The 26,097-nt window shown below is 72.9% G+C and carries 26 protein-coding genes and 1 other RNA gene; 13 read left to right on the forward strand and 14 right to left on the reverse strand.

Annotated features, from left to right (window positions below; all coding sequences use genetic code 11):
* The first annotated feature begins 13 nt into the window (after positions 1–13).
* Positions 14–1,228, forward strand: a complete 1,215-nt coding sequence (locus D0Z67_RS08060) for an MFS transporter (protein ID WP_031179803.1) — start codon at positions 14–16, stop codon at positions 1,226–1,228.
* Positions 1,229–1,305: 77 nt separating this feature from the next.
* Here D0Z67_RS08060 and D0Z67_RS08065 read toward each other — a convergent pair whose 3' ends face one another.
* On the reverse strand, positions 1,306–1,899 hold the full coding sequence (locus D0Z67_RS08065; RefSeq protein WP_031179802.1) for a YdeI/OmpD-associated family protein: 594 nt from the start codon (positions 1,897–1,899) through the stop codon (positions 1,306–1,308).
* A gap of 69 nt (positions 1,900–1,968) precedes the next feature.
* Here D0Z67_RS08065 and D0Z67_RS08070 point away from each other — a divergent pair, with 69 nt between their 5' ends.
* Positions 1,969–2,424, forward strand: coding sequence for a GNAT family N-acetyltransferase (locus D0Z67_RS08070; RefSeq protein WP_031179801.1), 456 nt, complete (start codon positions 1,969–1,971; stop codon positions 2,422–2,424).
* Positions 2,425–2,437: 13 nt separating this feature from the next.
* Here D0Z67_RS08070 and D0Z67_RS08075 read toward each other — a convergent pair whose 3' ends face one another.
* On the reverse strand, positions 2,438–2,998 hold the full coding sequence (locus tag D0Z67_RS08075) for a GNAT family N-acetyltransferase (RefSeq protein ID WP_031179800.1): 561 nt from the start codon (positions 2,996–2,998) through the stop codon (positions 2,438–2,440).
* 69 nt (positions 2,999–3,067) lie between these two features.
* On the opposite strand from D0Z67_RS08075, the gene D0Z67_RS08080 reads away from it, so the two are divergent.
* Together D0Z67_RS08080 and D0Z67_RS08085 are read left to right on the forward strand one after the other, a co-directional pair.
* Positions 3,068–4,093, forward strand: coding sequence for an ATP-binding cassette domain-containing protein (locus D0Z67_RS08080; RefSeq protein ID WP_031179799.1), 1,026 nt, complete (start codon positions 3,068–3,070; stop codon positions 4,091–4,093).
* Entirely contained in the window at positions 4,090–4,911 is an 822-nt protein-coding gene (locus D0Z67_RS08085) for an ABC transporter permease (protein ID WP_031179798.1), read from the forward strand. Before D0Z67_RS08080 ends, D0Z67_RS08085 begins: the two co-directional genes overlap by 4 nt.
* Before the next feature lie 19 nt (positions 4,912–4,930).
* On the opposite strand, the gene D0Z67_RS08090 is transcribed toward D0Z67_RS08085, so the two are convergent.
* Positions 4,931–8,215, reverse strand: coding sequence for an AfsR/SARP family transcriptional regulator (locus D0Z67_RS08090; protein WP_031179797.1), 3,285 nt, complete (start codon positions 8,213–8,215; stop codon positions 4,931–4,933).
* 175 nt (positions 8,216–8,390) lie between these two features.
* Here D0Z67_RS08090 and D0Z67_RS08095 point away from each other — a divergent pair, with 175 nt between their 5' ends.
* Positions 8,391–9,191: a site-2 protease family protein gene (locus D0Z67_RS08095; RefSeq protein ID WP_031179796.1), complete on the forward strand. Its 801-nt coding sequence runs from the start codon at positions 8,391–8,393 to the stop codon at positions 9,189–9,191.
* Here the strand turns inward: D0Z67_RS08095 and D0Z67_RS08100 are convergent.
* Together D0Z67_RS08100 and npdG are read right to left on the reverse strand one after the other, a co-directional pair.
* The gene (locus tag D0Z67_RS08100; RefSeq protein WP_031179795.1) at positions 9,181–9,369 is read right to left on the reverse strand and encodes a hypothetical protein; all 189 of its coding nucleotides are present in this window, start codon (positions 9,367–9,369) and stop codon (positions 9,181–9,183) included. The two genes, D0Z67_RS08095 and D0Z67_RS08100, sit on opposite strands and share 11 nt — an antisense overlap.
* 78 nt (positions 9,370–9,447) lie before the next feature.
* Positions 9,448–10,185 carry an NADPH-dependent F420 reductase gene (gene npdG, locus D0Z67_RS08105; RefSeq protein ID WP_031179794.1) on the reverse strand — a complete coding sequence of 246 codons (738 nt, stop codon included), beginning with the start codon at positions 10,183–10,185 and terminating at the stop codon, positions 9,448–9,450.
* A 128-nt stretch (positions 10,186–10,313) separates the two neighbouring features.
* Here npdG and D0Z67_RS08110 point away from each other — a divergent pair, with 128 nt between their 5' ends.
* Entirely contained in the window at positions 10,314–10,910 is a 597-nt protein-coding gene (locus tag D0Z67_RS08110; protein WP_031179793.1) for a hypothetical protein, read from the forward strand.
* A gap of 77 nt (positions 10,911–10,987) precedes the next feature.
* On the opposite strand, the gene D0Z67_RS08115 is transcribed toward D0Z67_RS08110, so the two are convergent.
* Positions 10,988–11,218 carry a hypothetical protein gene (locus D0Z67_RS08115; RefSeq protein WP_031179792.1) on the reverse strand — a complete coding sequence of 77 codons (231 nt, stop codon included), beginning with the start codon at positions 11,216–11,218 and terminating at the stop codon, positions 10,988–10,990.
* A 58-nt stretch (positions 11,219–11,276) separates the two neighbouring features.
* Here D0Z67_RS08115 and map point away from each other — a divergent pair, with 58 nt between their 5' ends.
* Positions 11,277–12,134: a type I methionyl aminopeptidase gene (gene map, locus D0Z67_RS08120; protein WP_031179791.1), complete on the forward strand. Its 858-nt coding sequence runs from the start codon at positions 11,277–11,279 to the stop codon at positions 12,132–12,134.
* A 6-nt stretch (positions 12,135–12,140) separates the two neighbouring features.
* On the opposite strand, the gene D0Z67_RS08125 is transcribed toward map, so the two are convergent.
* Positions 12,141–12,785 carry a PhzF family phenazine biosynthesis protein gene (locus D0Z67_RS08125; RefSeq protein WP_031179790.1) on the reverse strand — a complete coding sequence of 215 codons (645 nt, stop codon included), beginning with the start codon at positions 12,783–12,785 and terminating at the stop codon, positions 12,141–12,143.
* A 214-nt stretch (positions 12,786–12,999) separates the two neighbouring features.
* On the opposite strand from D0Z67_RS08125, the gene efeO reads away from it, so the two are divergent.
* From efeO to D0Z67_RS08145, 4 genes are all read left to right on the forward strand, one after another.
* A complete protein-coding gene (efeO, locus tag D0Z67_RS08130; RefSeq protein WP_031179789.1) occupies positions 13,000–14,136 on the forward strand; it encodes an iron uptake system protein EfeO in 1,137 nt (378 codons plus the stop codon).
* A 17-nt stretch (positions 14,137–14,153) separates the two neighbouring features.
* Complete coding sequence (gene efeB, locus D0Z67_RS08135) at positions 14,154–15,407, forward strand: iron uptake transporter deferrochelatase/peroxidase subunit (protein WP_031179788.1); 1,254 nt, start codon at positions 14,154–14,156, stop codon at positions 15,405–15,407.
* A gap of 3 nt (positions 15,408–15,410) precedes the next feature.
* Positions 15,411–16,253 (forward strand): iron uptake transporter permease EfeU, encoded by an 843-nt coding sequence (gene efeU / locus D0Z67_RS08140; protein ID WP_031179787.1) that lies wholly within the window; start codon positions 15,411–15,413, stop codon positions 16,251–16,253.
* Positions 16,254–16,330: 77 nt separating this feature from the next.
* Entirely contained in the window at positions 16,331–17,296 is a 966-nt protein-coding gene (locus tag D0Z67_RS08145; protein WP_031179786.1) for an SCO2278 family lipoprotein, read from the forward strand.
* Positions 17,297–17,678: 382 nt separating this feature from the next.
* Here D0Z67_RS08145 and D0Z67_RS08150 read toward each other — a convergent pair whose 3' ends face one another.
* From D0Z67_RS08150 to D0Z67_RS08175, 6 genes are all read right to left on the reverse strand, one after another.
* The gene (locus D0Z67_RS08150) at positions 17,679–18,422 is read right to left on the reverse strand and encodes a bifunctional DNA primase/polymerase (protein WP_031179785.1); all 744 of its coding nucleotides are present in this window, start codon (positions 18,420–18,422) and stop codon (positions 17,679–17,681) included.
* A 182-nt stretch (positions 18,423–18,604) separates the two neighbouring features.
* Complete coding sequence (locus D0Z67_RS08155) at positions 18,605–19,597, reverse strand: small ribosomal subunit Rsm22 family protein (protein WP_031179784.1); 993 nt, start codon at positions 19,595–19,597, stop codon at positions 18,605–18,607.
* Positions 19,598–19,631: 34 nt separating this feature from the next.
* Positions 19,632–20,702: a serine hydrolase domain-containing protein gene (locus D0Z67_RS08160; RefSeq protein ID WP_031179783.1), complete on the reverse strand. Its 1,071-nt coding sequence runs from the start codon at positions 20,700–20,702 to the stop codon at positions 19,632–19,634.
* 56 nt (positions 20,703–20,758) lie between these two features.
* Positions 20,759–22,054 carry a multidrug effflux MFS transporter gene (locus tag D0Z67_RS08165; protein WP_051887505.1) on the reverse strand — a complete coding sequence of 432 codons (1,296 nt, stop codon included), beginning with the start codon at positions 22,052–22,054 and terminating at the stop codon, positions 20,759–20,761.
* A 121-nt stretch (positions 22,055–22,175) separates the two neighbouring features.
* Positions 22,176–23,498 carry a serine hydrolase gene (locus tag D0Z67_RS08170; protein ID WP_420824428.1) on the reverse strand — a complete coding sequence of 441 codons (1,323 nt, stop codon included), beginning with the start codon at positions 23,496–23,498 and terminating at the stop codon, positions 22,176–22,178.
* Between the two features lie 230 nt (positions 23,499–23,728).
* Positions 23,729–24,055, reverse strand: coding sequence for a hypothetical protein (locus D0Z67_RS08175; RefSeq protein ID WP_031179780.1), 327 nt, complete (start codon positions 24,053–24,055; stop codon positions 23,729–23,731).
* A gap of 152 nt (positions 24,056–24,207) precedes the next feature.
* On the opposite strand from D0Z67_RS08175, the gene D0Z67_RS08180 reads away from it, so the two are divergent.
* On the forward strand, positions 24,208–24,753 hold the full coding sequence (locus D0Z67_RS08180) for a DoxX family protein (RefSeq protein ID WP_031179779.1): 546 nt from the start codon (positions 24,208–24,210) through the stop codon (positions 24,751–24,753).
* A gap of 31 nt (positions 24,754–24,784) precedes the next feature.
* Here the strand turns inward: D0Z67_RS08180 and rnpB are convergent.
* Positions 24,785–25,186, reverse strand: an RNA gene (gene rnpB, locus D0Z67_RS08185) — RNase P RNA component class A.
* 97 nt (positions 25,187–25,283) lie between these two features.
* Between rnpB and yaaA the strand changes: the two genes are divergently transcribed.
* Entirely contained in the window at positions 25,284–26,066 is a 783-nt protein-coding gene (yaaA, locus tag D0Z67_RS08190; protein WP_031179778.1) for a peroxide stress protein YaaA, read from the forward strand.
* Positions 26,067–26,097 lie beyond the last annotated feature (31 nt).

The following is a 26,097-nucleotide window of genomic DNA, read 5'->3' on the forward strand; positions in this document are numbered from 1 at the left end:
GAGAGGTCCCCTCATGCCCCTGGCCCTGCTCGCCCTTGCCGTGGGCGCCTTCGGCATCGGTACCACCGAGTTCGTGATGATGGGCCTGCTGCCCGACGTCGCGGACGACCTGCACATATCCATCCCGACCGCCGGGCACCTGGTCTCGGCGTACGCGCTGGGCGTGGTCATCGGCGCACCGCTGCTGGCCGCGGTCACCGCCCGGATGTCCCGGCGCACGGTGCTGATCGGCCTGATGGCCGTGTTCGTCCTGGGCAACGCGCTCTCCGCGTTCGCCCCCGGTTACGAGTCCCTGCTCGCCGCCCGCTTCCTGAGCGGCCTGCCGCACGGCGCCTTCTTCGGCGTCGGCGCGGTCGTCGCCACCGGCATGGTCGCGCCGGAGCGCAAGGCCCGCTCGGTCTCCCTGATGTTCCTGGGGCTGACCGTCGCCAACGTCGCGGGCGTGCCCGTGGCCACGCTCATGGGCCAGCACATGGGCTGGCGGGCAACCTTCCTCGGGGTCAGCGCCATCGGCCTGGCCGCGATAGCCGCGCTGGCCCTGCTCATCCCGCGCGACCACACCCACGCCACGGCGGCGGGGCTGCGGCACGAGCTGGCCGCGCTGAAGTCCCTGCCGGTCTGGCTGGCGCTCGGTACGACGGTCGCGGGCTTCGGCGCGCTGTTCGCCGCGTACAGCTACGTCACCCCGATGCTGACCGACTCCGCCGGGTTCGCCCCGGCCAGCGTGACGCTGCTGCTCGCGCTGTTCGGCGTCGGCGCGACCGCGGGCAACCTGCTGGGCGGCCGCCTGGCCGACCACGCGATGCGGGGCACGCTGTTCGGCGGGCTCGCCGCGCTCGGCGTCGTCCTCGCGCTGTTCCCGGTGCTGATGCGTGCCGAGTGGAGCGCGGCGCTCGGGGTGACCCTGCTCGGCATGGCCGCGTTCGTCACGGGCTCGCCCCTCCAGCTCATGGTCATGGAGAAGGCCGCCGCGGCCCCCTCCCTCGCCTCCTCCGCCAACCAGGCCGCCTTCAACCTGGCGAACGCCGGCGGCGCCTGGATCGGCGGCCTCGCCCTGGCCGCGGGCTTCGGCGCGACGTCGCCGGCACTGGCGGGAGCGGTACTGGCCGTCCTCGGCCTGGGTGTCGCGGGGGTCGCGTACGGGGTGGACCGCCGACGGGCGTCCTCGCCCACGGGCCGCCTCGTCGCGGCACACGTCCCGGAGCCGCAGGAGCGGGTACACCGCTGAGCCCTCCGCCCGACCGAGGCCCCGTTCATCCACTTCCGCAGTGGATGGGTGGGGCCTTCGGAGTATCACTCCCATGACTACGGATGCGGCTTCTCGCCCCTCGCCAGCATCGACACGTACTTCTCGATCCGGCGGGCCCGCGTCTCGGACCTCTTGGCTTCCTGGATGCGGTAGAGGATCGCGTAGCGGTTCTGGCGGTCCAGTTGCTCGAAGGACTCCGCCGCGGCCGGGGCGGCGGTCAGGGCTGCGGCGAGGTCGGCCGGGACCGTGGCGGTCCTCGCGCTGTCGTAGGCCGCCTCCCAGCGGCCGTCCGACTTCGCGCGGTCGATCTCGGACTGGCCCGGGGGGCGCATGCGGCCCTGTTCGGCCAGGGTGACGGCCTTGGCGCGGTTGATCTTGGACCACTTGCTGCGCGGGGTGCGCGGGGTGAATCGCTGGAGCCACCACTGGTCGTCGAGCTTGGCCTTCTGGCCGTCGATCCAGCCGTAGCAGAGGGCCACGTCGAGCGCCTGGGCGTAGTTCAGCGCGACGGTTCCGGGGCCCTTCTTGCGCAGCTTGAGCCAGATGCCGGGCGAGACGGCGTGGTGCTCGCCGAGCCATGCCTCGAACGCCTCGGCGGATTCGAACGCGACGGTCTCCAGGTGCTGGGTCACCCCCGCAGCGAACCACATCCGTCCGACAGGCGGGAGGTATTCGCCGGTGGCCCGTCAGCGCTGGAGGCGCCTGCCATCATCGCCGTCATGGACATACGCATCGCACCGGCCGGGGTGGACGACTTCCACCGGGTCCTGGCGGATCACCCCCGTTACTGGGGCGAGCGCGATCTCCGGTCGCTGCATCTTCTGGCGCTGGTGCAGGAGTTCGGTCACACCTGCCTGGTCGCCCGTGCCGAGGACGGAATCCGTGGGTACGTCTTCGGGTTCGTCACCCCGGACGGCACCGGGTACGTGCATCTGATCGCCACCCGGGAGGACGCCCGTGGCGCCGGTCTCGGGCGCCGTCTCTACACGGCGTTCGCGAAAGCGGCGGAACGCCATGGCGCACGGCGGTTGAAGGCGATCACATCGGTCGGGAACAGCGGCTCGATCGCCTTCCATCGCAGCCTCGGCTTCGAGGCGGAGGTCGTCGACGACTACAACGGCCCCGGCCTGGCCATGGCCGTCTTCCACCGGGGTCTGCCGCTCGACGTCTCGTGATCCTCACGCAGACTCACCTAGAACGGCCGCCGTCAACGGGCGGCGCGACGTACCGGTCCGACCGCAGCTCGAACACCCGCACCCGCCGACCGCAGGTGGGATGGACGGTCTCACGGACCGGCCGCATCCCCAGTTTGGTCATGACCCGTTCGGAGGCGTCGTTGCCCACCTGAGCGATGCTGACGATCCGCTCCAGCCCCCGCTCCTCGAACCCGAACCGTACGGCGGCCGTGGCGGCCTCGGTGGCCAGCCCCTGCCCCCAGTGGGAGCGTCCCAGCCGCCAGCCGACCTCGACCGCCGGCAGTACCTCCGGCAGGAAGCGGGGCACCGAGAGGCCGGTGAACCCGGCCAGCTCGCCGGTGGACCGGATCTCCACGGCGAACAGACCGAAGCCCTCCGACTCCCACTCGCTCTCCCAGGCCCGGACCCCACGGCGGGTCTGCTCCTCGTCACGGACGCCGCCGTCACGGATCCACCGCATGACCACGGGATCGGCGTGGACGGCAGCCATCGGCGCGATGTCTTCCTCGCGCCAGCGACGCAGGATCAGGCGGGGAGTCTCAAGCGTGACCATCCCGTCATCCTGCCCTGCTGTCGGCCGTCTGTCGGTGGATTGTCGGTGGCCCCTGGCACAGTCCTCCTCATGACGCGAATCGATGAGAACCCCGGCGGCGGCCGTTCCGCCGTGTCCGTGCGGGGGATGGTCAAGCACTACGGCGAGACCAAGGCGCTGGACGGGGTGGACCTGGAGGTCCGGGAGGGGACCGTGATGGGGGTGCTGGGGCCGAACGGCGCCGGCAAGACCACCCTGGTGCGGATTCTGTCGACCCTGATCACCCCGGACGCCGGCGAGGCGCTCGTGGCCGGGTACGACGTGGTGCGGCAGCCCCGGCAGCTGCGCCGGGTGATCGGGCTGACCGGGCAGTACGCCTCGGTGGACGAGAAGCTGCCCGGCTGGGAGAACCTGTACATGATCGGGCGGCTGCTGGACCTGTCCCGCAAGGACGCGCGCCGCCGCGCGGACGAGCTGCTGGAGCGTTTCTCCCTGACGGAGGCGGCCAAGCGCCCCGCCTCCACCTACTCCGGCGGCATGCGGCGGCGCCTGGACCTGGCCGCCTCCATGATCGGCCGCCCGCAGGTGCTGTTCCTGGACGAGCCCACCACCGGCCTCGACCCCCGCACCCGCAACGAGGTCTGGGACGAGGTGAAGGCGATGGTCGGCGAGGGCGTGACCGTGCTGCTCACCACCCAGTACATGGAGGAGGCCGAGCAGCTCGCCTCCGAGCTGACCGTGGTGGACCGGGGCAAGGTGATCGCGGGCGGCCGCATCGAGGAGCTGAAGGCGAAGGTCGGCGGCCGCACCCTGCGCGTACGCCCCATCGACCCGCTCCAGCTGGAGCCGCTCGCCACCACGCTGGACGAGCTGGGCATCACCGGCCTGGCCACCACCACCGTGGACCGCCAGACCGGCACCCTGCTGGTGCCGATCCTCAGCGACGAGCAGCTCACCGCAGTCGTCGGCGCGGTCACCGCGCGCGGCATCACCATTTCCTCCATCGTCACCGAACTCCCCAGCCTGGACGAGGTGTTCCTCTCGCTCACCGGCCACCGCGCCAGTGCCCCGCAGGACGCCACGCCCGCCGATTCCCGCGAAGAGGTCGCCGTATGAGCGCCACCACGACCGTCCCGCCCGTACCGCTCGCGGACTCCCGCATCACCCTGCGCGGCCACCTGCGGCACACCGGCGCCCTCGTCCGCCGCAACCTGCTGTGGATCAAGCAGGACCCGGAGTCGATGTTCGACGCGCTGCTGATGCCCGTCGTCTTCACCCTGCTGTTCGTGTTCGTCTTCGGCGGCTCCATCGGCCAGGCCCTCGGCGGCGGCCAGGAGCAGTACGTGCAGTACGTCATCCCCGGCATGCTGGCGATGATGAGCATGACGATGTCGCAGGGCGTCGGCACCGGCTTCAGCCAGGACTTCAACAGCGGGGTCATGGACCGGTTCCGCTCGCTGCCGATCGGCCGGGGCTCGGTGCTGTTCGCCAAGCTCGCGGTGGAGCTGGGCCGCATGCTGTTCGCCACGGCCGTGCTGATGGTCGTCGCCGTGCTGGTCGGCTTCCACATCACGAGCTGGCCGGGGCTGTTCGCCACCGTCGGCCTGGCCACGCTGTTCGCGTCCTCGATCATGTGGGTCTTCCTCACCCTGGGCGTGGTGATGAAGAGCGCGCAGTCCGTTCAGGCGATGGGCTTCCTGGTGCTGTTCCCGCTCCAGTTCGGCTCGTCCATCTTCGCGCCGACCAAGTCGATGCCGGGCTGGCTCCAGGCGTTCACCGACTACAACCCGCTGTCCACGCTCGCCGACGCGGCGCGCGGTCTGATGGTCGGCGGCCCGGTCGCCCACGACCTGTGGGTCACGGTCGCCTGGTCGGTGGCGATCACCGCGGTGATGGCACCGGTCGCCATCCACAAGTTCCGTACCAAGACCTGACGTTCGGCGAACGCACGGTTCACACGAGGGCGGTGGCCTCCACGAGGGAGAGGCCACCGCCTTCGGCGTACGCGGCGGCGAACGCCGTCTCGCCGAGCACCTCACGGACCCGGGCCTCGGTACGGTCGTACGCCCGCTGCTCCACCTTCGGCCGCAGATGCCCCTCCGGCAGCAGGGCCGAGGAGGCGCCCAGGCAGCGGACGGCGTCCAGGACGCGCGAACGGTCGGGGACGAGCGCCAGGGCGAGCGCGGCGACGGTGAGGCAGACGCTCGGCATCTGCGGGACGACCACCTCGCACAGCGGGTCCCCGGCCAGCTCCAGCGCCCGGCGGACACCCTCCAGCGCACGCTCGGAGTGCCCTTCCTCGGCGTCCAGCCAGGCTTCCTGGGCCAGGATCATGGCGTCGAAGACGATGAACCGGGCAAGCACGAACTCCTCGCGCAACAGGGTGAGTTGAACCCGGGCTTCGGCGGTGCGCCCGGTGACCAGGAGCCAGGAGGCCAGATGCAGCCGGGCGACCGGCATGGCCTCGCTGTGTCTGCCGTCCAGCTCGTGCACGACCTCGCGCAGCAGCCGTTCGCCGCGCTCCTCGTCGCCCGCCTCCAGCAGGACGTTGCCGAGGCGGGCGCCGAGGACGGCCATCTGTGCGCGGGCGCCGAGGTGTTCGGCGTGCGCCATGGCGCCCTCGTAGTCGGCGGCGGCCTCGCGGTACCGCCCTTGGCGCTCATGGGCCTCGCCGCGCGCGGACAGCGCCTCGGCCAGGCCCCAGTCGTCGCCGAGGCGCCGGTAGATCTCCAGCGCCTCGTCCGCGTCACGGGTGGCGTCGCCCGCCCAGGTGGCGCGGTTGGCCAGCAGGTTGGCGCGGGTCTGGAGGGCGCCGGCCAGCTCCCACTCGTAGCCGGGGGTCTCCCGGCAGGTGCGTACGGTGGCGTCGGTGATCTCGGGCAGCCGGCCCACGCCGTTGACGAGCATCTCGGCGAACCACCAGAGCATGCCGGGTGAGCGGCAGGTCTGGGGCAGGCCGGGGCGGTAGACCTCGGTGACGACGGTCAGCTTGTCCCGCGCCGCCGGGCTCTGCCATGCCTCCATGTCGGTGTCCATGCAGGCCAGATGGGCCAGGTGCAGTCCGCGCCGGGCCTCGGCGAGGTCCTCACCGGCGAGCGGGGGCGGGTTCTCGGTGCTGCGCGTCCACACCGGCTCGGCGTGCGCGGCCGGCTCCTCGAACGGGTCGGGGCCGAGCGCCATGACCTCCTCGCACCAGGCCCGGACCTCCAGGCGCTGGTCGCGCATCTGCCAGTACCAGAGCAGGGAGAGCACCATGCACAGGCCCTCCTGCTCGTCGCGCAGGGCGACGGCGTGCCTGAGGGCGGTGCGCAGGTTCTCGTACTCCACCTGGATGCGCTCGATCGCCTCGCGCTGGTGGTGGCCGCGCAGCAACGGGTCCGTGGTGCGGGCGAGTTCGCGGTAGTAGGTGAGGTGGGCGCGCTCGGCGGCGGCCCGCTCGCCGCTCTCGTCCAGCCGTTCGGCGGCGTACTCGGCGACGGTCTCCAGCAGCCGGTAGCGCATCCCGGAGCCGGCCGAAGGAGCGGCCACCACCAGGGACTTGTCGACCAGCGAGCCGAGCGCGTCCAGCGCGACGGGCCCGCAGACGGCCTCGGCCGCGGCGAGGTCGCAGCCGCCGGCGAACACCGACAGCTTGCCCAGGACCTCGCGTTCGGCGGCGTCGAGCAGGTCCCACGACCAGTCGACCACCGCGCGCAGGGTCTGCTGGCGGGGCAGCACGGTGCGGCTGCCGGAGGTGAGCAGCCGGAACCGGTTGTCCAGCCGGTCCGCGATCTGACGAGGCGTCAGCATACGGAGCCGGGCGGCCGCCAGCTCGATGGCCAGCGGCAGGCCGTCCAGGCGGTGGCAGATCTCGGCGCACGCCTCGGGGTCGTCGGCCACCGTGAAGCCGGGCCGGGCGGCCGCGCCGCGATGACCGAGCAGCCGCAGCGCGACCGGCTCGGGCAGCGGCTCCACCGGCCGCAGCAACTCCCCCGGTACGCCGAGGGGTTCACGGCTGGTGGCGAGGACGGTGAGGTACGGGCAGTCGGCCAGCAGGCGCTCGGCGAGCCGGGCGGCGGCGTCCACCACGTGCTCGCAGTTGTCCAGGATGATCAGCATCCGGCGCCGTCCGCAGTGCTCCACCAGCCGCTCGACCGGGTCGCCCCAGCGGTCGGAGGCGGCGCGCACACTCTCGACGCCCGCGCCGTGCAGCACGGTCTCGCGGGCGCCGATGGCGGTGAGCACGGCCTGCGGTACGGCGTCGGGGTCGTCCACGGGCGCGAGTTCGGCGAGCCAGGCCCCGTCGGGCACGGAGTCCCGGACCGCCTCGGCGGCCTCCATGGAGAGCCGGGTCTTGCCCGCGCCGCCCGGCCCGAGCAGCGTGACAAGGCGGGAGCCGGCGAGGTCGGCGCCGATGGCATCGATGTCGGACTCCCGCCCGACGAACGAGGTCAGCCGGGCGGGCAGGTTGCCCGGCGCGGGCCGGGGCCCGGCAGCGGCGGCCGGGGTGGGCGCCACCGGCTCGGGCCCGGTGTCCGCCAGCAGCTCGGCGTGCAGCGCGCGCAGCTCGGCGCCGGGGTCGGAGCCCAGCCGGTCGGCGAGGAGCCGCCGTACCTCCTCGTAGGCGGCCAGTGCCTGGGCGGTGCGGCCGGTGTCGCGCAGGGCGCGCAGCCGCAGGGCCTGCAGGGGCTCGTCCAGGGGATGCTCGTCGCACAGGGCGGCCAGCTCGGGCAGGGACGACTCGGCGTGACGGAGGGCGAGGGCGGCGGTGTGCCGGGCGCGCAGGGCGTCCAGCCGGCGGGTCTGCCAGCGGGCGGCGTCGGCGGTGCGGTCGGGCAGGTCGGCGAGGACGGGCCCGCGCCACAGGGCGAGGGCGTCGTCCAGCAGGACGGCGGCCTTGGCCGGGTCGGCGTCGTCGAGGGCGCGGCGGCCGTCGCCGGTGAGCCGGTCGAAGCGGGCGAGGTCCACGTCGTCCGGGGCGGCGGTGAGCCGGTACCCCCCGTCGACGGAGGCGATCGCGTCGGACCCGAGGGCTCGGCGCAGCCGCCCGACCAGCGCCTGGAGGGCGCCGGGCGCGTCGGCGGGCGGGTCGGCCCCCCAGACCTCGTCGACCAGCACCCCGGCCGGTACGGTCCGACCGGCGCGCAGCGCGAGCACCGTCAGCAGGGCGCGCAGCCGCGCGCCGCCGACGGGGACGGGGGTGCCGTCCGGACGGAGAGCCTGGGTGGTGCCGAGAAGCCGATAGCGCACGGGGTCCATTGTCCTTGGGGACGCACCCGCGGCGCCTCCGGGTTTCACCGACGCGCGAACCGACGGGGGAACCGGCGCTCATGCGGACACCGCGGCGGCCCGGAACCCCGGGGCGGGGCCGGGACGTTCCCCCGACATCACCGGTACGGTCGACCCTCAGCACTTATCCGTAGGCAGGAGCCCCATGACCACCGCCCTCTCGCGTGCCGGCGACCGCCGGATCAGTCCCGTGTTCGCCGGAATCGTGGCCATCGCGGCGGTGACGGGCTGGGCGACCTGGACGGGGTTCGCGGCGCAGCCGGGGCTCGCGGTGTTCCTGTTCGTGACGGCCGCGTGGATCGTCTCGCTGTGTCTGCACGAGTACGCGCACGCCCGTACCGCCCTGCACAGCGGGGACATCTCGATCGGCGCCAAGGGCTATCTGACGCTGAACCCGCTGAAGTACACGCACGCCCTGCTGAGCGTGGTGCTGCCGGTGCTGTTCGTGATCATGGGCGGGATCGGCCTGCCGGGCGGCGCGGTCTTCATCGAGCGGGGCCGGATCAGGGGCCGGTGGCGGCACAGCCTGATCTCGGCGGCCGGTCCGCTGACCAACGTGCTGTTCGCGGCGGTGTGCACGGCGCCGTTCTGGCTGCACGCGCTGGACGGCGTCCCGCGCGACTTCCGGTACGCGCTGGCGTTCCTGGCGCTGCTCCAGGTCACGGCGGCGATCCTGAACTTCCTGCCGGTGCCGGGCCTGGACGGCTACGGCGTGATCGAGCCGTGGCTGTCGAACGGGATCAAGCGGCAGGTGGAGCCGATCGCGCCGTTCGGCCTGCTGATCGTGTTCGCGCTGCTGTGGGTGCCCTCGGTCAACCGGGCGTTCTTCGACGTGATCTACACCCTGCTGAGCGCGCTGGGCGTGGACGGCGCCTTCTCGGACTGCGGCTACTACCTGTACCGCTTCTGGACCGAGACCCCGCAGGTGTGCTCGGTCATCCCGTAGCGGAGCCGCCGCCGGACCTGGCCCGCTCGCGCCGGATCGCGAGGAACGCCATGTTGGACGTCAGGCCCGCCAGCAGCACCCAGACGATCCCCAGCCAGCTGCCCTGGACGAAGGACACGACGGCCGCGGCCACGGCGAGCACGCAGACGGCGAGGGTGACGAGGGCGATGCGGGGCATGGGGTCGGCTCCTGTCGGGGGACACTGCTACGCCGACCAGTGTCCCCCATCGGGCCCGTACGTCCCGCCCGGGTGCCGTCAGACGTCGGTGACGCGGAGCCCGGCGTGCGCCTTGTAGCGGCGGTTGGTGGAGATCAGGTTGGCGACCAGACCCTCCACCTGGTGGGCGTTGCGCAGCCGCCCGGCGAAGACGCCGCGCATGCCGGGGATGCGCCCGGCCAGGGCCTGCACGATGTCGGTGTCGGCCCGCTTGTCGCCGAGGACCATCACGTCGGTGTCGATCTCGTCGATCTCCGGGTCCTCCAGGAGGACGGCGGAGAGGTGGTGGAAGGCGGCGGTGACCCGGGAGTCCGGGAGCAGCGCCTCGGCCTGCTGGGCGGCGCTGCCCTCCTCGACGGTGAGCGCGTAGGCGCCCTGCTTGTCGAAGCCGAGCGGGTTGACGCAGTCCACGACGAGCTTGCCCGCGAGGTCCTCGCGGAGCGACTTCAGGGTGTCGGCGTGGCCGTCCCACGGCACGGCGACGATCACGACGTCACTGCGGCGCGCGGTCTCGGCGTTGTCGGCGCCCTCGACGCCGTGGCCCAGCTCCTCGGCGGCCGCGTGCGCGCGCTCGGCGGAGCGGGAGCCGACGATCACCTTCTGGCCGGCCTTGGCGAGCCGGTGGGCGAGGCCCTTGCCCTGCGGCCCGGTGCCGCCGATCACGCCGACGGTCAGCCCGGAGACGTCGGGCAGGTCCCAGGGGTCCTTGGCGGGGGCCTTCGCGGGGTCCTTGGCAGCACCGGTACCGGTCTGCTGTGCGCTGTCGCTGGAGGTCATGGGCCGACTCTACGTCCGCGCGGGCGCCGTCACCCGGCGAGGGTGGGCCGCGTCACGCGGCACCCGCAGGGGTGAACCGCGCGTGAACTGCGGTGCGGGAGTGACCGGTTGCGGCAGGATGCGGCCGCATGGACGCCGTACGGGTCGCGCTGCTGCGCGAAGTGCTCACCGGGACCGAGTGGTTGGGCGCCACCCGGCGGTTCGCGGGGGTGCTGCGCGGCTCGGTGACGGCCCACGGCGGCGGCCTGCTGCTGGCGGGCACCGAGGAGTACGAGCCCTGGCACCTGGCCGCGCATCTGGTGGACGAGGCGGCCTGGTCCGGCACGCCCGAGCTGGCCCCCACCCTGGTCCGGCACCACGCCCGCCCCGGTGACCCGGCGCATCTGGCGGTGGGCCCCAACCGGATCGCGGAGGCCCGGCGCGGCGAGACCCTGCTGGTGGTGGCGCCGGAGGAGCCGGCCGAGCTGCTGGAGCGGGTGCACAGCGCCCGGCGGGCCGGGGTGACGGTGCTGGCCCTCGGGGCGGGCGGGGCCGAGCTGGCGGCGATGGCGCACGAGACGCTGGCGGTGCCGGACGGCGCGGAGCTGGACCTGGACAGCGTGCAGCACCTGGTGAGCGCGGCGGCCGGGGAGAACGCGGGACCGCCCAGGGCCCGCCGGGGCTTCAGGGACCGCCTCTCCCGGCTGGCGGAGACCCTGACGGCACCCCCGGCGGCGCCCTGGTGAGCAAGCCCCGGTGAAGAACGTGAAGCCGCCCCCACCAGCGGTGAGGGCGGCTGAAGATCATGTCTGAGAAAGCTGCCTCAGTCCTTGTCGGACTCGTCGGCCGGGGTGTCGTGCCAGCGCGGGTCCGTCTCCCAGTCGGCGTTGCGCTCACGGGCGGTCTCCATCGCGTGGCGCGCCTCGTCCGGGGAGGCGTAGGGACCGAAACGGTCCTTTCCGGGACAGTCGGGGCCCTCCTCGACCTTCTTGTGCTCCAGGCAGTAGTACCACTCGCCCGGCTTGCCCTGGGTGCGCTTCTTGAACACGGACATCAACGGCTCCTCTCGCCACCCACATGTTCCCCCATGCCCGCTGGTTAGACTCGCTGGCATGTCTGGCCAGTCGCTGCTCGTACCAGGGGAGCTCTCCCCCACCCGCCCGGTGCCCGGGAACATCCGCCGCCCGGAGTACGTCGGAAAGCCCGCGCCCGCGCCGTACACCGGTCCGGAGGTGCAGACGCCCGAGACGGTCGAGGCGATGCGGACCGCCGGCCGGATCGCCGCGCGGGCCATGGCGGAGGCGGCGAAGATCATCGCCCCCGGTGTCACCACGGACCAGCTCGACAAGGTCGCGCACGACTACATGTGCGACTACGGCGCCTACCCGTCGACGCTGGGTTACCGGGGCTTCCCCAAGTCGCTGTGCACCTCGGTCAACGAGGTCATCTGCCACGGCATCCCGGACTCGACGGTGCTCCGGGACGGCGACATCGTCAACCTGGACGTCACCGCGTACATCGGCGGGGTGCACGGCGACAACAACGCCACGTATCTGGTAGGCGAGGTGGACGAGGAGTCGCGGCTGCTGGTGGATCGCACCCGCGAGGCGCTGAACCGGGCGATCAAGGCGGTCAAGCCCGGCCGGCAGATCAACATCATCGGCCGGGTCATCGAGTCCTACGCCAAGCGCTTCGGCTACGGCGTGGTGCGGGACTTCACCGGCCACGGCATCAACTCGTCGTTCCACTCCGGGCTGATCGTGCCGCACTACGACTCCCCGCACGCCACCACGGTCATCCAGCCCGGCATGACCTTCACCATCGAGCCGATGCTGACGCTGGGCACCCACGAGTACGACATGTGGGACGACGGCTGGACCGTGGTGACCAAGGACCGCAAGCGCACGGCCCAGTTCGAGCACACCCTCGTGGTGACGGACACCGGCGCGGACATCCTGACGCTGCCCTAGGGCAGCTCAGCGCTCCAGTACGACCCGGCCGCCGACCTCCACCCAGCCGTACGGCTGGGGGGCGGTGAGGAGCTGGGAGCCTCGGCCCTGGGTGATGTTGAGGGCACGGCCGAGGCGGTCGGTGAGCAGCAGTGCTGCCGCGCCGGTCGCCTCGTCCTCGTCGATGCCGTCGCCCCGGCCGGGGAAGGCGCGGGCGCGCACGCGGCCCGCCGCCTCGTCCTCCCAGGCCCAGGCGTAGATCCACTCGCCGGGCGGCGGCACCTGAAGGGCGTCCACCTCGGCGGCGCTCGCGTACTGGCGCAGGGTGCGCGGCGGGGCCCACTCCGCGCGGGCCTCGATCCAGGTGAACTCGCCGTCCAGCCGGGTGCCGACCTCCCCGGCGGGCGTGACCAGTTCGGGCACGTCGAGCAGCCAGGCGGTGCCGACGCAGGGGTGGCCCGCGAAGGCCAGCCGGGAGGCGGGGGTGTAGATGTCGATCACTCCGCGCTCGGGATCGTCCACGAACACGGTCTCGCTGAAGCCGAGTTTGGCGGCGAGCGCCTGCCGGTCGTCCCGGCCGGGCAGCAGCGAGCCCTCGCGGACGACGCCCAGTTCGTTTCCATAGCCGCCCGAGGGGCCGCAGAAGACCCGGAGCACGTCGTAGTCAGTCACCGGTGCATTGAAGCATCGCGGGCGCTTGGGCTGCTCTTTGCCGATGCTTGAGATCGTTTTTTGGAATCCGACATCAAGTCGTGTCTGTGATCTTTTCGTGCCGTTCGAATCCGGTATCAGGCGGGGACGGGCGGACTAAGGGTCGGGTAAGTTAGGCAAGCCTCACCAAACCGAATGGGCGGATTCATGCCGTCCTGACCGCATGGAGCCCGTTATGCGAGCCGTCCGTCCGATCGCGATCGCCGCCACCGCGGCTGCCGCGCTGACCGCCCTGTCGGCGTGCACCGCCAAGAGCGACGCCAAGGACGGCGACGCCATCCAGGTCACCGCAGCCGACACCAAGTGCGACACCTCGGCCAAGTCGGTCCCGGCCGGTCAGGTCACCCTGAAGATCGAGAACAAGGGCTCGCGCGCCACCGAGGTCGAGATCGTCTTCCCCGACGACCGGATCGTCTCCGAGAAGGAGAACATCGGCCCCGGCACCAAGTACACGCTGACCGCCGAGGTGAAGGCGGGCTCGTACGAGATCGCCTGCCGTCCCGGCATGAAGGGCCACGGTGTGCGGCAGAAGCTCGACGTGACCGGCTCCGGCGCGTCCGCCAAGCGGAACCCCGCGCTGGACGCGGCGGTCGCCGGATACCGCCAGTACGCCCAGGACCAGGCCGACGAGACGGTCCCGCTCGCCGAGACCTTCGCCAAGGCGGTCCAGGCCGGCGACCTGGCCGCCGCGAAGAAGGCGTACGCGCCCTCGCGGCTCGGCTGGGAGCGCACCGAGCCGGTGGCCGAGTCCTTCGGCGACATCGACCCCAAGGTCGACACCCGCGCGGACGGCCTGGAGGACGGCCAGAAGTGGACCGGCTGGCACCGGCTGGAGAAGTCCCTCTGGCAGGACAAGAAGATCGGCGCAGGGGACAAGAAGCTCGCCGCCGAGCTGGTCACCGACCTGAGGGACTGGCAGCACCGGGTCGGCAAGGCCGAGATCACCCCGACCTCCATGGCCAACGGCGCCAAGGAGCTGCTGGACGAGGTCGCGACCGGCAAGGTCACCGGCGAGGAGGACCGCTACGCGCACACCGACCTGGTCGACTTCAAGGGCAACGTCGAGGGCGCGCAGAAGGCGTACGAGCTGCTGAAGCCGGTCGCCGCCAAGAACGACTCCGCGCTCACCGGTGAACTGGACAAGCAGTTCGCGGCGTTGGACAAGCTGCTGGACAAGTACCGCCCCGCGAAGGACTCCTACGACTTCGTCTCCTACGACAAGGTCGGCAAGGACCAGCGCAAGGAACTGTCCGACGCGGTGAACGCCCTGGCCGAGCCGCTGTCCAAGCTCGCGGCCGCGGTCGTCAAGTAGGTACGGGAGCACGAGCGATGACCGAGAACGAGCGCAGTGGACCCTCGCGGCGCGCGCTGATCGGCTGGGGCGGTGCCGGGCTCGCGCTCGGCGCCGCCGCGGCGGGCGGCGGTGTGGCGCTGTCGGACGGCGGGCTGGGCCTGGCGTCGGCGGCCCCGGACCACGCCGTCCCCTTCCACGGCACCCACCAGGCGGGCATCGCCACCCCGGTGCAGGACCGGCTGCACTTCGCCGCGTTCGACGTGAAGACCGAGGACCGCGCGGAGTTCGTCCAGCTGCTCAAGGACTGGACGGCGGCGGCCCGGCTGATGACCGCCGGGAAGCCGGTCGGCGAGGGCGCGTACGGCGGGCTCGCCGAGGCCCCGCCGGACGACACCGGCGAGGCGCTGGGGCTGAGCCCCTCGCGGCTGACCCTCACGGTGGGCTTCGGGCCCTCCCTCTTCGAGCGGTTCGGGCTGGCCGACCGGCGTCCGGCCGGGCTGGCGGACCTGCCGAAGTTCCCCGGCGACAACCTGGACGCCGCCCGCACCGGGGGCGACCTCTGTGTGCAGGCGTGCGCGGACGATCCGCAGGTGGCGGTGCACGCCATCCGCAATCTGGCCCGCGTCGGCTTCGGCAAGGTCGCGGTGCGCTGGTCCCAGCTGGGCTTCGGCAAGACCTCCTCGACCACGCCGGACGCCCAGACCCCGCGCAACCTGATGGGCTTCAAGGACGGCACCCGCAACATCGCCGGCACCGAGACCGCCCGGCTGGACAAGCACGTCTGGGTGTCCGCCTCCGACGGGGACGCCAAGTCGGCCTGGATGACCGGGGGTTCGTATCTGGTGGCCCGGCGCATCCGGATGAACATCGAGACCTGGGACCGGACGTCGCTCCAGGAGCAGGAGGACGTGTTCGGCCGGGACAAGGGCGAGGGGGCACCGGTCGGGAAGGCGAAGGAGCACGACGCGCCGTTCCTGAAGGCGATGAAGCCGGACGCCCATGTGCGCCTGGCCCACCCGGACTCCAACGGCGGGATCACCATCCTGCGCCGGGGCTACTCCTTCACCGACGGCACGGACGGGCTCGGCCGCCTGGACGCGGGCCTGTTCTTCCTGGCCTACCAGCGTGACGTGCGGGAGGGGTTCATCCCGCTCCAGCGGCGGCTCTCCGCGCACGACGCGCTCAACGAGTACATCCAGCACGTGGGTTCGGCGGTCTTCGCGGTCCCGCCCGGTGTCCGTGACCCCCATGACTGGTGGGGCCGGACGCTGTTCTCCAAGGAGGCGTAGTCCGTGTTCTCCAACTACCTGATCGGTCTGCGCGAGGGCCTGGAGGCGTCGCTCGTCGTCTGCATCCTGATCGCCTATCTGGTCAAGACCGGGCGCCGCGAGGCGCTGAAGCCGATCTGGACCGGCATCGCCATCGCGGTCGCGCTCGCCCTGGGCTTCGGCTGCGCGCTCGAATTCGGCTCGCAGGAGCTGACGTTCCAGGCGCAGGAGACGCTGGGCGGCTCGCTGTCCATCGTCGCGGTGGGCCTGGTGACGTGGATGGTGTTCTGGATGCGGCGCACCGCCCGGCACCTCAAGTCCGAGCTGCACGGCCGGCTCGACGCGGCCCTCGCCATGGGGACCGGCGCGCTGGTCGCCACCGCGTTCCTCGCCGTGGGCCGGGAGGGGCTGGAGACCGCGCTGTTCGTGTGGGCGTCGGTGCACGCGGCGAGCGACGGCACGCCGCGCCCGCTGATCGGCGTCGCGCTCGGTATCGCCACGGCGGTGCTGCTGGGGTGGCTGTTCTACCGGGGCGCGCTGCGCATCAACCTGGCGAAGTTCTTCACCTGGACCGGCGGGATGCTGGTCGTGGTCGCGGCGGGGGTCCTCGCGTACGGCGTCCACGACCTCCAGGAGGCGGGCTGGGTGCCGGGGCTGACACACCTGGCCTTCGACATCAGCGACACGATCCCGCCGGACAGCTGGTACGGGACGCTGCTGAAGGGCGTGTTCAACTTCCAGCCCGACCCCACGGTGGTCCAGCTCGTGGTGTGGCTGCTGTACCTGGTGCCGGTGCTGACGCTGTTCCTGCTGCCCTTCCGTGTCTCCGGTCAAACGGGCGAGCCGGTCGCCACCGGCGCGAAGTAGGCGGCACCTCGGGGGGCCGCCCGTTCCTCCCCTCCCGGTAGGGTTCGCCTCCGGGAAGGGGAAGGTGACGTCGCCTGATGAGCAGGGATCGCAGCGGTCGTGGGCCTCGCGGCCGGAACCGGAGGGCACGCACAGCGGCCTCGCTGGCCGTCTGCGCGGTGATGACCAGCGGGTGTGTCGTGGTGCACGGCGAGCGTGAGGTGCTGCCGGCGGCGAGCCGTCCGGAGGCCGCTCGCGCGCTGGCCCGCTTCACGGACGCGTACAACAGGGCCGACCGGGCCTACGACTCCTCCCTCGACGCCGGGTATGTCACCGGTGCGTTCGGGGCGATCGACTCCGCGCGGCTGAGGGCGGGGCACGCCAACAATCCCGGCGGCAACTCCCGGCACACTCCGCTGACCCTGACCGACGCGAAGTACACCATCCCGGCCAAGGCCGGCTGGCCCCGGTGGTTCGTCGTGAACGCCAAGGGCAACAAGGGGGGTTCCGCGCGGTGGTTGATGGTGTTCGTGCGGGATGATCTCGGCGAGGCTTGGCGGGTGGCGTATCTGACCCTCGTCCCGGCCGGGCAGGTGCCCGATTTCCGGGTGGGGGCGGACGGCTGGGCCGAGGCGGTACCGGGCGAGGATCTGAGTGCGCGGTACGCGGCGTATCTGCGGGACGGGGGCAAGACCTTCGCCGACGGGCCGAGTACGAGCAACTGGCGGGCGGTCCGCGCCCAACAGGCCCGCAAGCCGGGGCTGGTACGGCAGTACATCGACGAGCCCCTCACCCGCGACGCCTTCGCCCCCCTCGCCCTCCGCACCGCCGACGGCGGCGCCCTCGTCTTCTTCGCCTCCCACCACTACGAAAAACGCACAGCCGCCGCCGGGACCTCGGTGACCGTCCCCAACCGCGACGTCCAAGCCCTCACCAAGGGCGAGGTCAAACAGTCCCTCACCCTGGAATTCATCTCCAACCAGGCCGCGCTGGACCCTCCGGGCGGGGGGCCGGTGTCGATACTGGGCCGCGTCCAGGGACTGACTGCTGCGCAGGGCGAATAGGCGAGTCTTCCCACCCGCAGCCACCCGTACAACTCTCGTCGTCGGGTGCGGGTGGCCCTGGTGGGGCGAAAGCAACGTCGGCGTCTGCGGGGTCCCGGCCTTGCGGATATCGGCTCAACTTCGTTGCCAGGTAAGGCCACAAATCCGCTTCCCCGCCAGCCCGCAGGCGCCGACGACGAGTCCACCCGGGGCCACCCGCACCCGAGGACGCGAGTTGTACGGGTGGTGCGGGTGGGAGCCCAATCCGGCCGAAGGCCGGACGCCTGCCGCCCCACCCGCAGCCGCCGACGGCGAGTCCGACCGCAGGGGCCACCCGCACCCGACCTCGAAAGCTGCACGGGTGGGGCGGGTGGGAACACAATCCGGCCGGAGGCCGGAGCGGTCAGTGGCGGGAGGGCCAGGCTGTCGCCGGGTGGGGGTCCGGGTCTGTGCCGGCGTGGCGGGCGCAGGCGTCCGTCAGGGACTCCAGCAGGGTGAGGGGCTCGGGGAACGCGTGTTCCGGGCCCCGGACCCAGCGGACGCCGCGCGTCGGGGCGCCGGGTAGGCGGGCCGGGGGGACCAGGACGTAGGAGCCCCGGCAGTGCCAGCGCAGCCCCGGGTGTTCGTCCATCGTCTCGGGGTGACAGTCCAGCTCACACGGCCACCACTCGTCCTCGTCCTCGGGCGTACCCCGCGTCAGAGTGAAGAAGAGCATCCGCCCGTCGTCGCTCTCGGCGACCGGACCGACCTCCACCCCCTCCCCGAGCAGCCGGTCGAGAGCAGCGCGCCCCGCCTCCAGCGGCACGTCCAGCACATCGTGCGTCATCCCCGTCGCGGTGATGAAGTTGGCCTCGGGCTGCTCCCGTACCCACCGCTCGACCTGCGCACGATCGGTCGTGGACTGGGTCTGCCAGGCGAAGGACACCGGATGCCGCGCGGGAGTGGGACAGCCGACGCGGTCGCAGGAACAGCCGTACCCCGGCGCGGGATACGCGGCGGGCGCCAGCGACAGCCCCGCCCCGGCGGCGGCGAGCAGCATCGCCTCACGGCCACCGTCGTCGGCGGCCTCGTCCTTGGGACGCCGTCCACGCAGCCACTGGGAGATCCTGCCCTGCCGGCCGGACCGGCCGCCGAACGTCGCGCTCATCTGTCCCCTCGCCTCGCTGTGGTGCGGACAGCATGCCTCATCGTCCCATCATCCTGCGCCACGGGGAGCCCGAGCACGGATATGAAGGAGACTGGCGAGACATACCTCACAATGGAGGGGTATGCACGATTTTCCCCTTTCTTTGCCAGGGAAAGCCCGTGCGGTGACGCGTAACCCGCGTGCTAGTCGTCCCCCAGCGGCGGCCACGCATCGCCCCACTCCACGTCCCGGGCCGCCTTGTACAGATCACCGTGCCGCTTGGTCACCGTCGTCCGCCGCAACTGCTCGTCCGCCTCGCAGAGATCGAGCAGCACCTGCCCCTTGCGGATCTGCGGCCGCCGTACGATCCGCGCGGGGGCGGGCTCGGCGGGCAGCCGGGTCGCCGCGACGTAGCTGAACTTCTCGTCCTCGTACGCCAGCGACCCGCCCTTGACCTGCCGGTGCAGCGAGGACCGGCTGACCCGCGCCGCGAAGTGGCACCAGTCGGTGCCCGGCACGATCGGGCACGGCGCGCTGTGCGGACAGGGCGCCGCGACCCGGAACCCGGCCGCGATCAGCCGGTCGCGGGCCTCGATGATCCGCTCGTACCCCGCCGGCGTCCCGGCCTCCACGATGACGACGGACCGCGCGGCAGCGGCGGCGGCCTCGACGAGGGCGGCACGGTCGGGCTCGGACAGCTCGTTGAGGACGTACGACACGGTGACCAGATCGGTCTCCGGCAGCTCCAGCGCCGCCCCGATCCGGGCCCGCCGCCACTCGGCGCCGCGCAGCGCGGGGTGCGAACCGGCGATCTCCCGCCCGAGGGCGAGCGCGGGCTCTGCCCAGTCCAGCACGGTCACCGGGCGTTCCCCGTCCCAGGTCGCGGCCACCGCCCAGGTCGCCGCGCCGGTCCCGCCCCCGATGTCCACATGGCTGCCCGGCACCCACGCGGGCACCGCGTCCGCGAACGCCTCCAGCGCCGCCCGCACCGCCTCGAACGTCGCGGGCATCCGGTACGCCGCGTACGCCGCCACATCGGCGCGGTCCCGCAGGATCGGCGCGTTCGTCGGGGTGTCCCCCCGGTAATTGGCGATGAGCCGCTCGACGGCGGAGGCCGCCTGCCGGGGCGGCAACCCGTCCAGCACCCCGGCGAGGGTCGAGCGGAGCGTATCGGCGGCGGAGGCGGGGGCGTTCACCCGACGATTCTCTCAGGTGCGCGAAGCCACTCTTCTAAGCGTCCCGGACCGCCTTCGCCAGGCGGGAGGCGAGGGCCGCTCGGGGGTGGCTGTCGGGGGGACGGCGGACCGGGTGGACCGTGTTGGCCAGGAGGACCAGGAACGTGTCCGTCGAGGGGTCGATGACCAGCGACGTACCGGTGAAGCCCGTGTGGCCGGCCGCGCCGTGGCCCGAGAGGGTGCCCATGAACCAGGGCTCGTCCAGGGCGAAGCCGAGGCCGGGCGGGGTGAGGAGGAGTTCGACGAAGTCGGGGCCGAGGATGCGGGCGGGCCCGTACGCGCCGCCCGCGAGCAGCGCGCGGCAGAAGACGGCGAGGTCGGGGCCGGTGGAGAAGAGGCCCGCGTGGCCCGCGACCCCGCCGAGCGCCCAGGCGTTCTCGTCATGGACGACGCCCCGCAGCATCCCCCGGTCCGCCTTGGCCCAGGGCCGCCGCTGGTCCTCGGTGGCCGCCGCGTCGGGGCGTGGCCCGTACGAGGTCGCCGTCATGCCCAGCGGGCGGGTGATGCCGTCGGCGATCAGCACGTCCAGGGTCCGCCCGGTGATCCGCTCCAGCACGAACTGCAGGAGCAGCATGCCGAGGTCGGAGTACAGGTACTCCCCCGGCTTCGACGTCGGCGGCTCCGCGCGCAGCCGCGCCAGCCGGGCGGTGAGGTCGGGGTAGTCGTACAGCGGGAGTTCGGGCGCGAGCCCTGCGGTGTGGGTGAGCAACTGCCGTACGGTGACGCCGTGTTCGGACGCACCCGTGAACTCGGGCAAATACGCGCCCACGCGGGCGTCGATCCCGAGGGTGCCCCGCTCTATCTGCTGGAGCGCCGCGACGGAGGTGAACAGCTTGGTGAGCGAGGCGAGGTCGAAGGGGGTGTCCAGGGTGACCGGCACCCGCCGGGCCGGCGGCAGTTCGACGCCGGTAGCGGCCTTGGGGTCCCAGGACGCGTACCGTACGGCCCACCCCGACGCCTCGGCGACCGCGATCACCGGCCCGCGCCCGGCCACCGCGACGGCCCCGGCCGCCCAGGGGTGCGCCCCGGCGGTCAGGGCGTGCAGGTCGTCGGTGAGGCGGGCCATCCCCGCCGGGTCGAGCCCGGCCCGCTCGGGGGTGCCGGGACGGAGTCTGGGTGCGCTCAGTGGTCTCCTCCTTCTGGTCCTTCCAGGCCCGTGCCCGTCCGCCAGGGACGGCACAGTCCCATGAAGCAGACACCCGCGACCAGCGCGGCCGCCAACTGGACGACGGCCATCGGGACGGCGGTGCGCTCCCCGGCGATCCCGACGAGCGGTGAGGCGACCGCGCCGATGAGGAAGGAGGTCGTACCGAGCAGCGCGGAGGCGGAACCGGCGGCGTGCCGGGTGCGCAGCAGGGCGAGCGCCTGGGTGTTGGGCATCGTGAAGCCCATCGCCGACATCAGCACGAACAGCGCGGCGGCGACGGGCGCGAGCCCGACCTCGCCGAACACCCCGGTCGCCATCAGCAGCAGCGCGGTCGCGGCCAGCACGATCACCGCGAGGCCGCAGGCGAGCACCCGGTCCAGCCGGACCCGGCCCACCAGCAGCTTGCCGTTGATCTGTCCGGCGACGACCAGGCCGACCGAGTTGAGCCCGAACAGCAGGCTGAACGTCTGCGGGGAGGCACCGTAGACCTCCTGGACGACGAACGGGGACGCCGAGACGTACGCGAACAGCGCGGCGAAGGCGAAGCCGCCCGCGAGGAGGTAGCCGGTGAAGGGCAGGTCGGCGAGGAGGCCGCGCATGGTGCGCAGGGACTCCTTCACCCCGCCCCGGTGCCGTTCGGCGGGCGGCAGTGTCTCGGGCAGCCGCAGCCAGACCAGCGCGGTGAGCACGGCCCCGATGCCGGTGAGGACGACGAACACGCCCCGCCAGTCGGTCACCCGGAGGATCTGCCCGCCGATCAGCGGGGCGACGATCGGGGCGACCCCGGATATCAGCATCAGGGTGGAGAAGAAGCGGGCCATGGCGACGCCGTCGTACAGGTCGCGTACGACGGCCCGCGCGATGACGATCCCGGCCGCGCCCGCGAGTCCCTGCGCCAGCCGGAAGGCGACCAGCGTCTCGACGGTGGGAGCGAACGCGCACAGGGCGGTGGCGACGAGGTACACCGCGAGCCCGGTCAGCAGCGGGCGGCGCCGCCCCCACCGGTCGCTCATCGGGCCGACGACCAGCTGCCCGAGCGCCATCCCGGCGAGGCAGGCGGTGAGGGTGAGCTGCACGGTGGCGGCGGGGGCGTGCAGGGTGCGGGTGACCTCCGGCAGGGAGGGCAGGTACATGTCCATCGCCAGCGGTGTGGTGGCGGTGAGCGCCCCGAGCATGAAGGTGACGAGCACCCCGCGCGGGCGCTCCACGACTCCGGCCGCCCCCGTACCGGCCTCCACCCCCGGAGCCGTCACGACATCCCGCTCACCCATACGACCCCTCCCAGCCAGAACCCCGGACAACGCCCACCATGGTCTCAGCTCCGGGGTGGTGTGGGGGACGTGTGTACGAAGGTCGCCGACGGTGGGAGGGAGGTCACGCCTGCGGTGGGGGTCAGCGGCGGTGGCGGCCGCTCTGTTGGGAGGCGTCCTCGGCAGGGGTCTCCGGCCCGCGGGCCCGGCGTCGGCCGCCCTGCTGGGGGGCGCCTTCGGCAGGAGCTTCCCGCGCCCGGCGACGGCCGCCGCCCTGCTGGGGCGCTGTCTCGGCAGCGGTGTCCGCCGCCCGGGGCCGGCGCCGGTCTCCCTGCGGGGGCACCGTCTCGGCCGGGGTGTACGCCGCGCGGGCCCGGCGGCGGCCGGTCGGTGCCGCCTCAGCCTGCGCCCCCGCCGTAGCCGCGCGGCGGCGGCGCAGGAGTGCCCAGGCGCCCGCGCCCAGCAGGGCCGCCGTGCCCGCCGCACCCTCGGCGAGGCGGAGGGTGGAGGGGCCGGGCGGGGTGGTGGAGGCGTGGGCGGAGTGTTCCGTCGGCAGCGGGCTGACGGTCGGCCGGGTGCCCTTCGTACCGCCGGGAGCGGCGAGCAGGCCGACCGGCTGGGCGGCGCGGCCTGCGCCGAAGCCCCAGTCGAGGAGGGCGGCGGTCTGCTCGTACACCGCGTTGCTCCCCTCGGCGGGGTGCATCACGGTGACCAGCAGGGTGCGGCCGTCCCGGGTGGCGGCGCCGGTGAAGGTGTTGCCCGCGTGACTGGTGTAGCCGTTCTTCACGCCGAGCATCCCCGGGTACGGCCGCAGCCCCCACGCGCCGGTGAGCAGACGGTCGGTGTTCTGGATCTGGAAGGTCTTCTTGCCGCCCGCCGGGAAGTCGGCGGTACGCGTCGCGCAGTGCCGCCGGAAGTCGGCGTTCGTGAGCCCGGCGCGGGCGAACAGCGTGAGGTCGTACGCCGAGGAGATCTGGCCCTTGTGGTCGAAGCCGTCCGGGCTGACCACATGGGTGTCGAGCGCGTGCAGGTACTCCGCCCTGGCCTGCATCTCGGCGACCGTGCGGGCGATCCCGCCGTTCATGTGGGCCAGCACGTGCACCGCGTCGTTGCCCGAGCGCAGGAACACGCCCTGCCAGAGCTGCTCGACGGTGTACGTGGTCCCGGCCTGGACGCCGACGAGGCTGGACCCGGACGGTATGTCGGCGAGGTCGGCGTCGGTGACCCGGTACCGCTGCTCCGGCGCGAACTTGGGCAGCACGGTGTCCGCGAACAGCATCTTCAGCGTGGACGCGGGCGCGAGCCGCCGGTGCGCGTTGTACGACGCGAGCACCTCGCCGGTGTCCCGGTCGGCGACCAGCCACGCCTGCGCGGTGAGCTTCTTCGGCAGCCCGGCCGCCCGGACCTGGACCCCGCCGAGGCCGAGCCGCTCCCCGCCGACGACGCCCGCGGCTCTCGTCCCCACGGATCTCGCTCCGGCGGCGGAGGCGGGAGCGGTTGCGGTCAGGGGCACGGCGGCCGCCGTGAGACCGAGGAGGGCACGTCGGCTGAGCGGGGAACTTTCACGCACCCGGGGACCGTACACCGGCTCCGAACGGCCCTTACCCGGGGGAGGTGTATCCCCGGCCAGGACTTTGCCCTCTTATGAAAGTCCGATGGCCCGATCGTGTGGCCGCCCTTTTCCCCTTACGCCTGTTACGCCTGACCCGTCTCGAACCGGGAGATCCGCCCGTCGTCGGCCACGGTGAAGGTCCACCGGGTGCGCATCTCGCCCCAGGTGTCGTTGCGGTACCGGGCGACGAGGGCGCGGCCGCCCCGGGACTCGTTGTCGACCTCCAGATGACCGTGGCTGGAGAAGATCTCCTGGTCGATCCAGACGGCGAGGTCGCGGTCGGAGCCGTCGTCGGCCATGGTCGCTCCGGGCGCGAGAAGGGACATGAAGCCTTCGCGGTCATGGGAGTTGACGGCGTGCACGAAGGCCCTCACGGCCGGGTCGCGCAGCTTGGCGGGCTGAATCGTCATGGCGTCAGGCTCACACCGCTCCCCGCGCCCTGCCACCGGACGCCCCTCGCCGTGCCCCCGCCCGCGCCACCCGGACGCCCGGCCCGGGAGGCCGGACGGGGGACCCGGTGCGACGGTGGAGCCAAGGGAAAGCCAAGGGACAGGGGGTCACCATGACCTGTTACGACCGACGCGACGTGGGCCTGCTGCTGCTCCGGCTGAGCACCGGCGGCGTACTGGCCGCGCACGGCGCGCAGAAGCTGTTCGGCTGGTTCGGCGGCCACGGGCTGGTGGGCACCGGCCAGTTCATGGAGTCCGTGGGCTTCGCCCCGGGCAAGGCGAGCGCGACGGCGGCGGGCGTCGCGGAGGCGGGCGGCGGCGTCCTGCTGGCCCTGGGCCTCGCCACGCCCGTCGCGGGCGCCTCCGCCGCCGGCGCGATGGCGGGCGCCGCGGCCCTCCACGTCTCCAACGGCTTCTTCGCCCAGGAGGGCGGCTACGAATACGCCGCCAGCCTCGGCCTCGCCGCCGCCGGCCTCGCCGTCACCGGCCCCGGCCGCCTCTCCCTCGACCACCTCCTCGGCCACATCTTCGACCGAAACTGGATGGTCCCAGCGGCCCTGGGCGTCACAGCGGCGGCCACAGCCGCGGTCATCGGCGCCCGAAGCCGCCGCCTGCGCGAGACGGTGGTGACGGAGCAGGAGGTGCTGTTCGAGGAGTAGAGCCTCAGGGGCTCTCAGGAGGGGGGTACGACAGACGAGTCGGGCTGTACGCCGGGTTCTGTTCCGGGGGCCCTCGCGGGCGTCCCGGTGACGGCCATCCATCTAGGGCCGGTGTTGCCACCGGCCTCGTGCGGTCTACCCGCGGACTCGGGCGGGCAGCCCTCGGTCGTCCGCGCAGAAACACCGGGGTGTTTCCTTTTGACCTTGCTCCGGGTGGGGTTTACCTAGCTGCCCAGGTCACCCTGGGCACTGGTGGTCTCTTACACCACCGTTTCACCCTTACCCCGCGCCGAGGCGCGAGGCGGTCTGTTCTCTGTGGCACTGTCCCGCGAGTCGCCTCGGGTGGCCGTTAGCCACCACCCTGCCCTGTGGAGCCCGGACGTTCCTCGGGAAGCCCCCTCAAGGGACTCCACGCGGCCGTCCGCCCGGCTCGTCTGCCGTGCCGACCATGGTACCGGGCCGGACGGGCGGCACGGACCGCCGCGCGGGGCCCGTACGCTGGCGCGGAGGCCGAGAGAAGGAGTCTGTCCGTGCTGGTCCTGCTGCCCCCGTCGGAGGGTAAGGCGTCCTCGGGCCGGGGTGCCCCGCTGAAGCCCGAGTCGCTGTCCCTGCCCGGTCTCGCCGCCGCCCGGCAGGCCGTGCTCGCCGAACTGGCCGAGCTGTGCGCCGGGGACGAGGAGAAGGCCCGCGAGGTGCTGGGGCTCAGCGAGGGGCTGCGCGGCGAGGTCGCCAAGAACGCCGGGCTGCTCACGGCCGGCGCCCGCCCGGCGGGCGAGATCTACACCGGGGTCCTCTACGACGCCCTCGGCCTCGCCACCCTGGACCCCGCCGCCAAGCGCCGCGCCGCCCGCTCGCTGCTGGTGTTCTCCGGCCTCTGGGGCGCGATCGGCGTCACCGACCGCATCCCCTCCTACCGCTGCTCCATGGGCGTCAAGCTGCCCGGTCTCGGCGCGCTGGCCGGGCACTGGCGGGGGCCGATGGCCGAGGTGCTGCCCGGGGCGGCCGGGGACGGGCTCGTACTGGACCTGCGCTCCGCCGCGTACGCCGCCGCCTGGAAGCCCAAGGGCGACGTCGCGGGCCGCACCGCGACGGTACGGGTGCTGCACGCGCCCACCCGCAAGGTGGTCAGCCACTTCAACAAGGCGACCAAGGGCCGCATCGTCCGCGCCCTGCTCACCGGGGGTGCCGCGCCGAAGGACCCCGCCGAGCTGGTCACCGCGCTGCGGGATCTCGGGTACGAGGTGGAGGCGGCGGCGCCGGAGAAGGCCGGGAAGCCATGGGCGCTGGACGTGCTGGTGGACGAGGTCCACTGAGCCTTCACCGAGCAGGCATTGCAGCATGTGC

It is taken from the genome of Streptomyces seoulensis, from assembly GCF_004328625.1.
Lineage (GTDB): Bacteria > Actinomycetota > Actinomycetes > Streptomycetales > Streptomycetaceae > Streptomyces > Streptomyces seoulensis.

What these genes read in the sequence shown, in the direction of transcription:
- D0Z67_RS08060 (WP_031179803.1), top strand. Translation starts at nt 14, where the DNA reads ATGCCCCTGGCCCTGCTCGCCCTTGCCGTGGGCGCCTTCGGCATCGGT.
- D0Z67_RS08065 (WP_031179802.1), bottom strand. Translation starts at nt 1,899, where the DNA reads ATGTGGTTCGCTGCGGGGGTGACCCAGCACCTGGAGACCGTCGCGTTC.
- D0Z67_RS08070 (WP_031179801.1), top strand. Translation starts at nt 1,969, where the DNA reads ATGGACATACGCATCGCACCGGCCGGGGTGGACGACTTCCACCGGGTC.
- D0Z67_RS08075 (WP_031179800.1), bottom strand. Translation starts at nt 2,998, where the DNA reads ATGGTCACGCTTGAGACTCCCCGCCTGATCCTGCGTCGCTGGCGCGAG.
- D0Z67_RS08080 (WP_031179799.1), top strand. Translation starts at nt 3,068, where the DNA reads ATGACGCGAATCGATGAGAACCCCGGCGGCGGCCGTTCCGCCGTGTCC.
- D0Z67_RS08085 (WP_031179798.1), top strand. Translation starts at nt 4,090, where the DNA reads ATGAGCGCCACCACGACCGTCCCGCCCGTACCGCTCGCGGACTCCCGC.
- D0Z67_RS08090 (WP_031179797.1), bottom strand. Translation starts at nt 8,215, where the DNA reads ATGGACCCCGTGCGCTATCGGCTTCTCGGCACCACCCAGGCTCTCCGT.
- D0Z67_RS08095 (WP_031179796.1), top strand. Translation starts at nt 8,391, where the DNA reads ATGACCACCGCCCTCTCGCGTGCCGGCGACCGCCGGATCAGTCCCGTG.
- D0Z67_RS08100 (WP_031179795.1), bottom strand. Translation starts at nt 9,369, where the DNA reads ATGCCCCGCATCGCCCTCGTCACCCTCGCCGTCTGCGTGCTCGCCGTG.
- npdG (WP_031179794.1), bottom strand. Translation starts at nt 10,185, where the DNA reads ATGACCTCCAGCGACAGCGCACAGCAGACCGGTACCGGTGCTGCCAAG.
- D0Z67_RS08110 (WP_031179793.1), top strand. Translation starts at nt 10,314, where the DNA reads ATGGACGCCGTACGGGTCGCGCTGCTGCGCGAAGTGCTCACCGGGACC.
- D0Z67_RS08115 (WP_031179792.1), bottom strand. Translation starts at nt 11,218, where the DNA reads ATGTCCGTGTTCAAGAAGCGCACCCAGGGCAAGCCGGGCGAGTGGTAC.
- map (WP_031179791.1), top strand. Translation starts at nt 11,277, where the DNA reads ATGTCTGGCCAGTCGCTGCTCGTACCAGGGGAGCTCTCCCCCACCCGC.
- efeO (WP_031179789.1), top strand. Translation starts at nt 13,000, where the DNA reads ATGCGAGCCGTCCGTCCGATCGCGATCGCCGCCACCGCGGCTGCCGCG.
- efeB (WP_031179788.1), top strand. Translation starts at nt 14,154, where the DNA reads ATGACCGAGAACGAGCGCAGTGGACCCTCGCGGCGCGCGCTGATCGGC.
- D0Z67_RS08145 (WP_031179786.1), top strand. Translation starts at nt 16,331, where the DNA reads ATGAGCAGGGATCGCAGCGGTCGTGGGCCTCGCGGCCGGAACCGGAGG.
- D0Z67_RS08150 (WP_031179785.1), bottom strand. Translation starts at nt 18,422, where the DNA reads ATGAGCGCGACGTTCGGCGGCCGGTCCGGCCGGCAGGGCAGGATCTCC.
- D0Z67_RS08160 (WP_031179783.1), bottom strand. Translation starts at nt 20,702, where the DNA reads ATGGCCCGCCTCACCGACGACCTGCACGCCCTGACCGCCGGGGCGCAC.
- D0Z67_RS08165 (WP_051887505.1), bottom strand. Translation starts at nt 22,054, where the DNA reads ATGGGTGAGCGGGATGTCGTGACGGCTCCGGGGGTGGAGGCCGGTACG.
- D0Z67_RS08175 (WP_031179780.1), bottom strand. Translation starts at nt 24,055, where the DNA reads ATGACGATTCAGCCCGCCAAGCTGCGCGACCCGGCCGTGAGGGCCTTC.
- D0Z67_RS08180 (WP_031179779.1), top strand. Translation starts at nt 24,208, where the DNA reads ATGACCTGTTACGACCGACGCGACGTGGGCCTGCTGCTGCTCCGGCTG.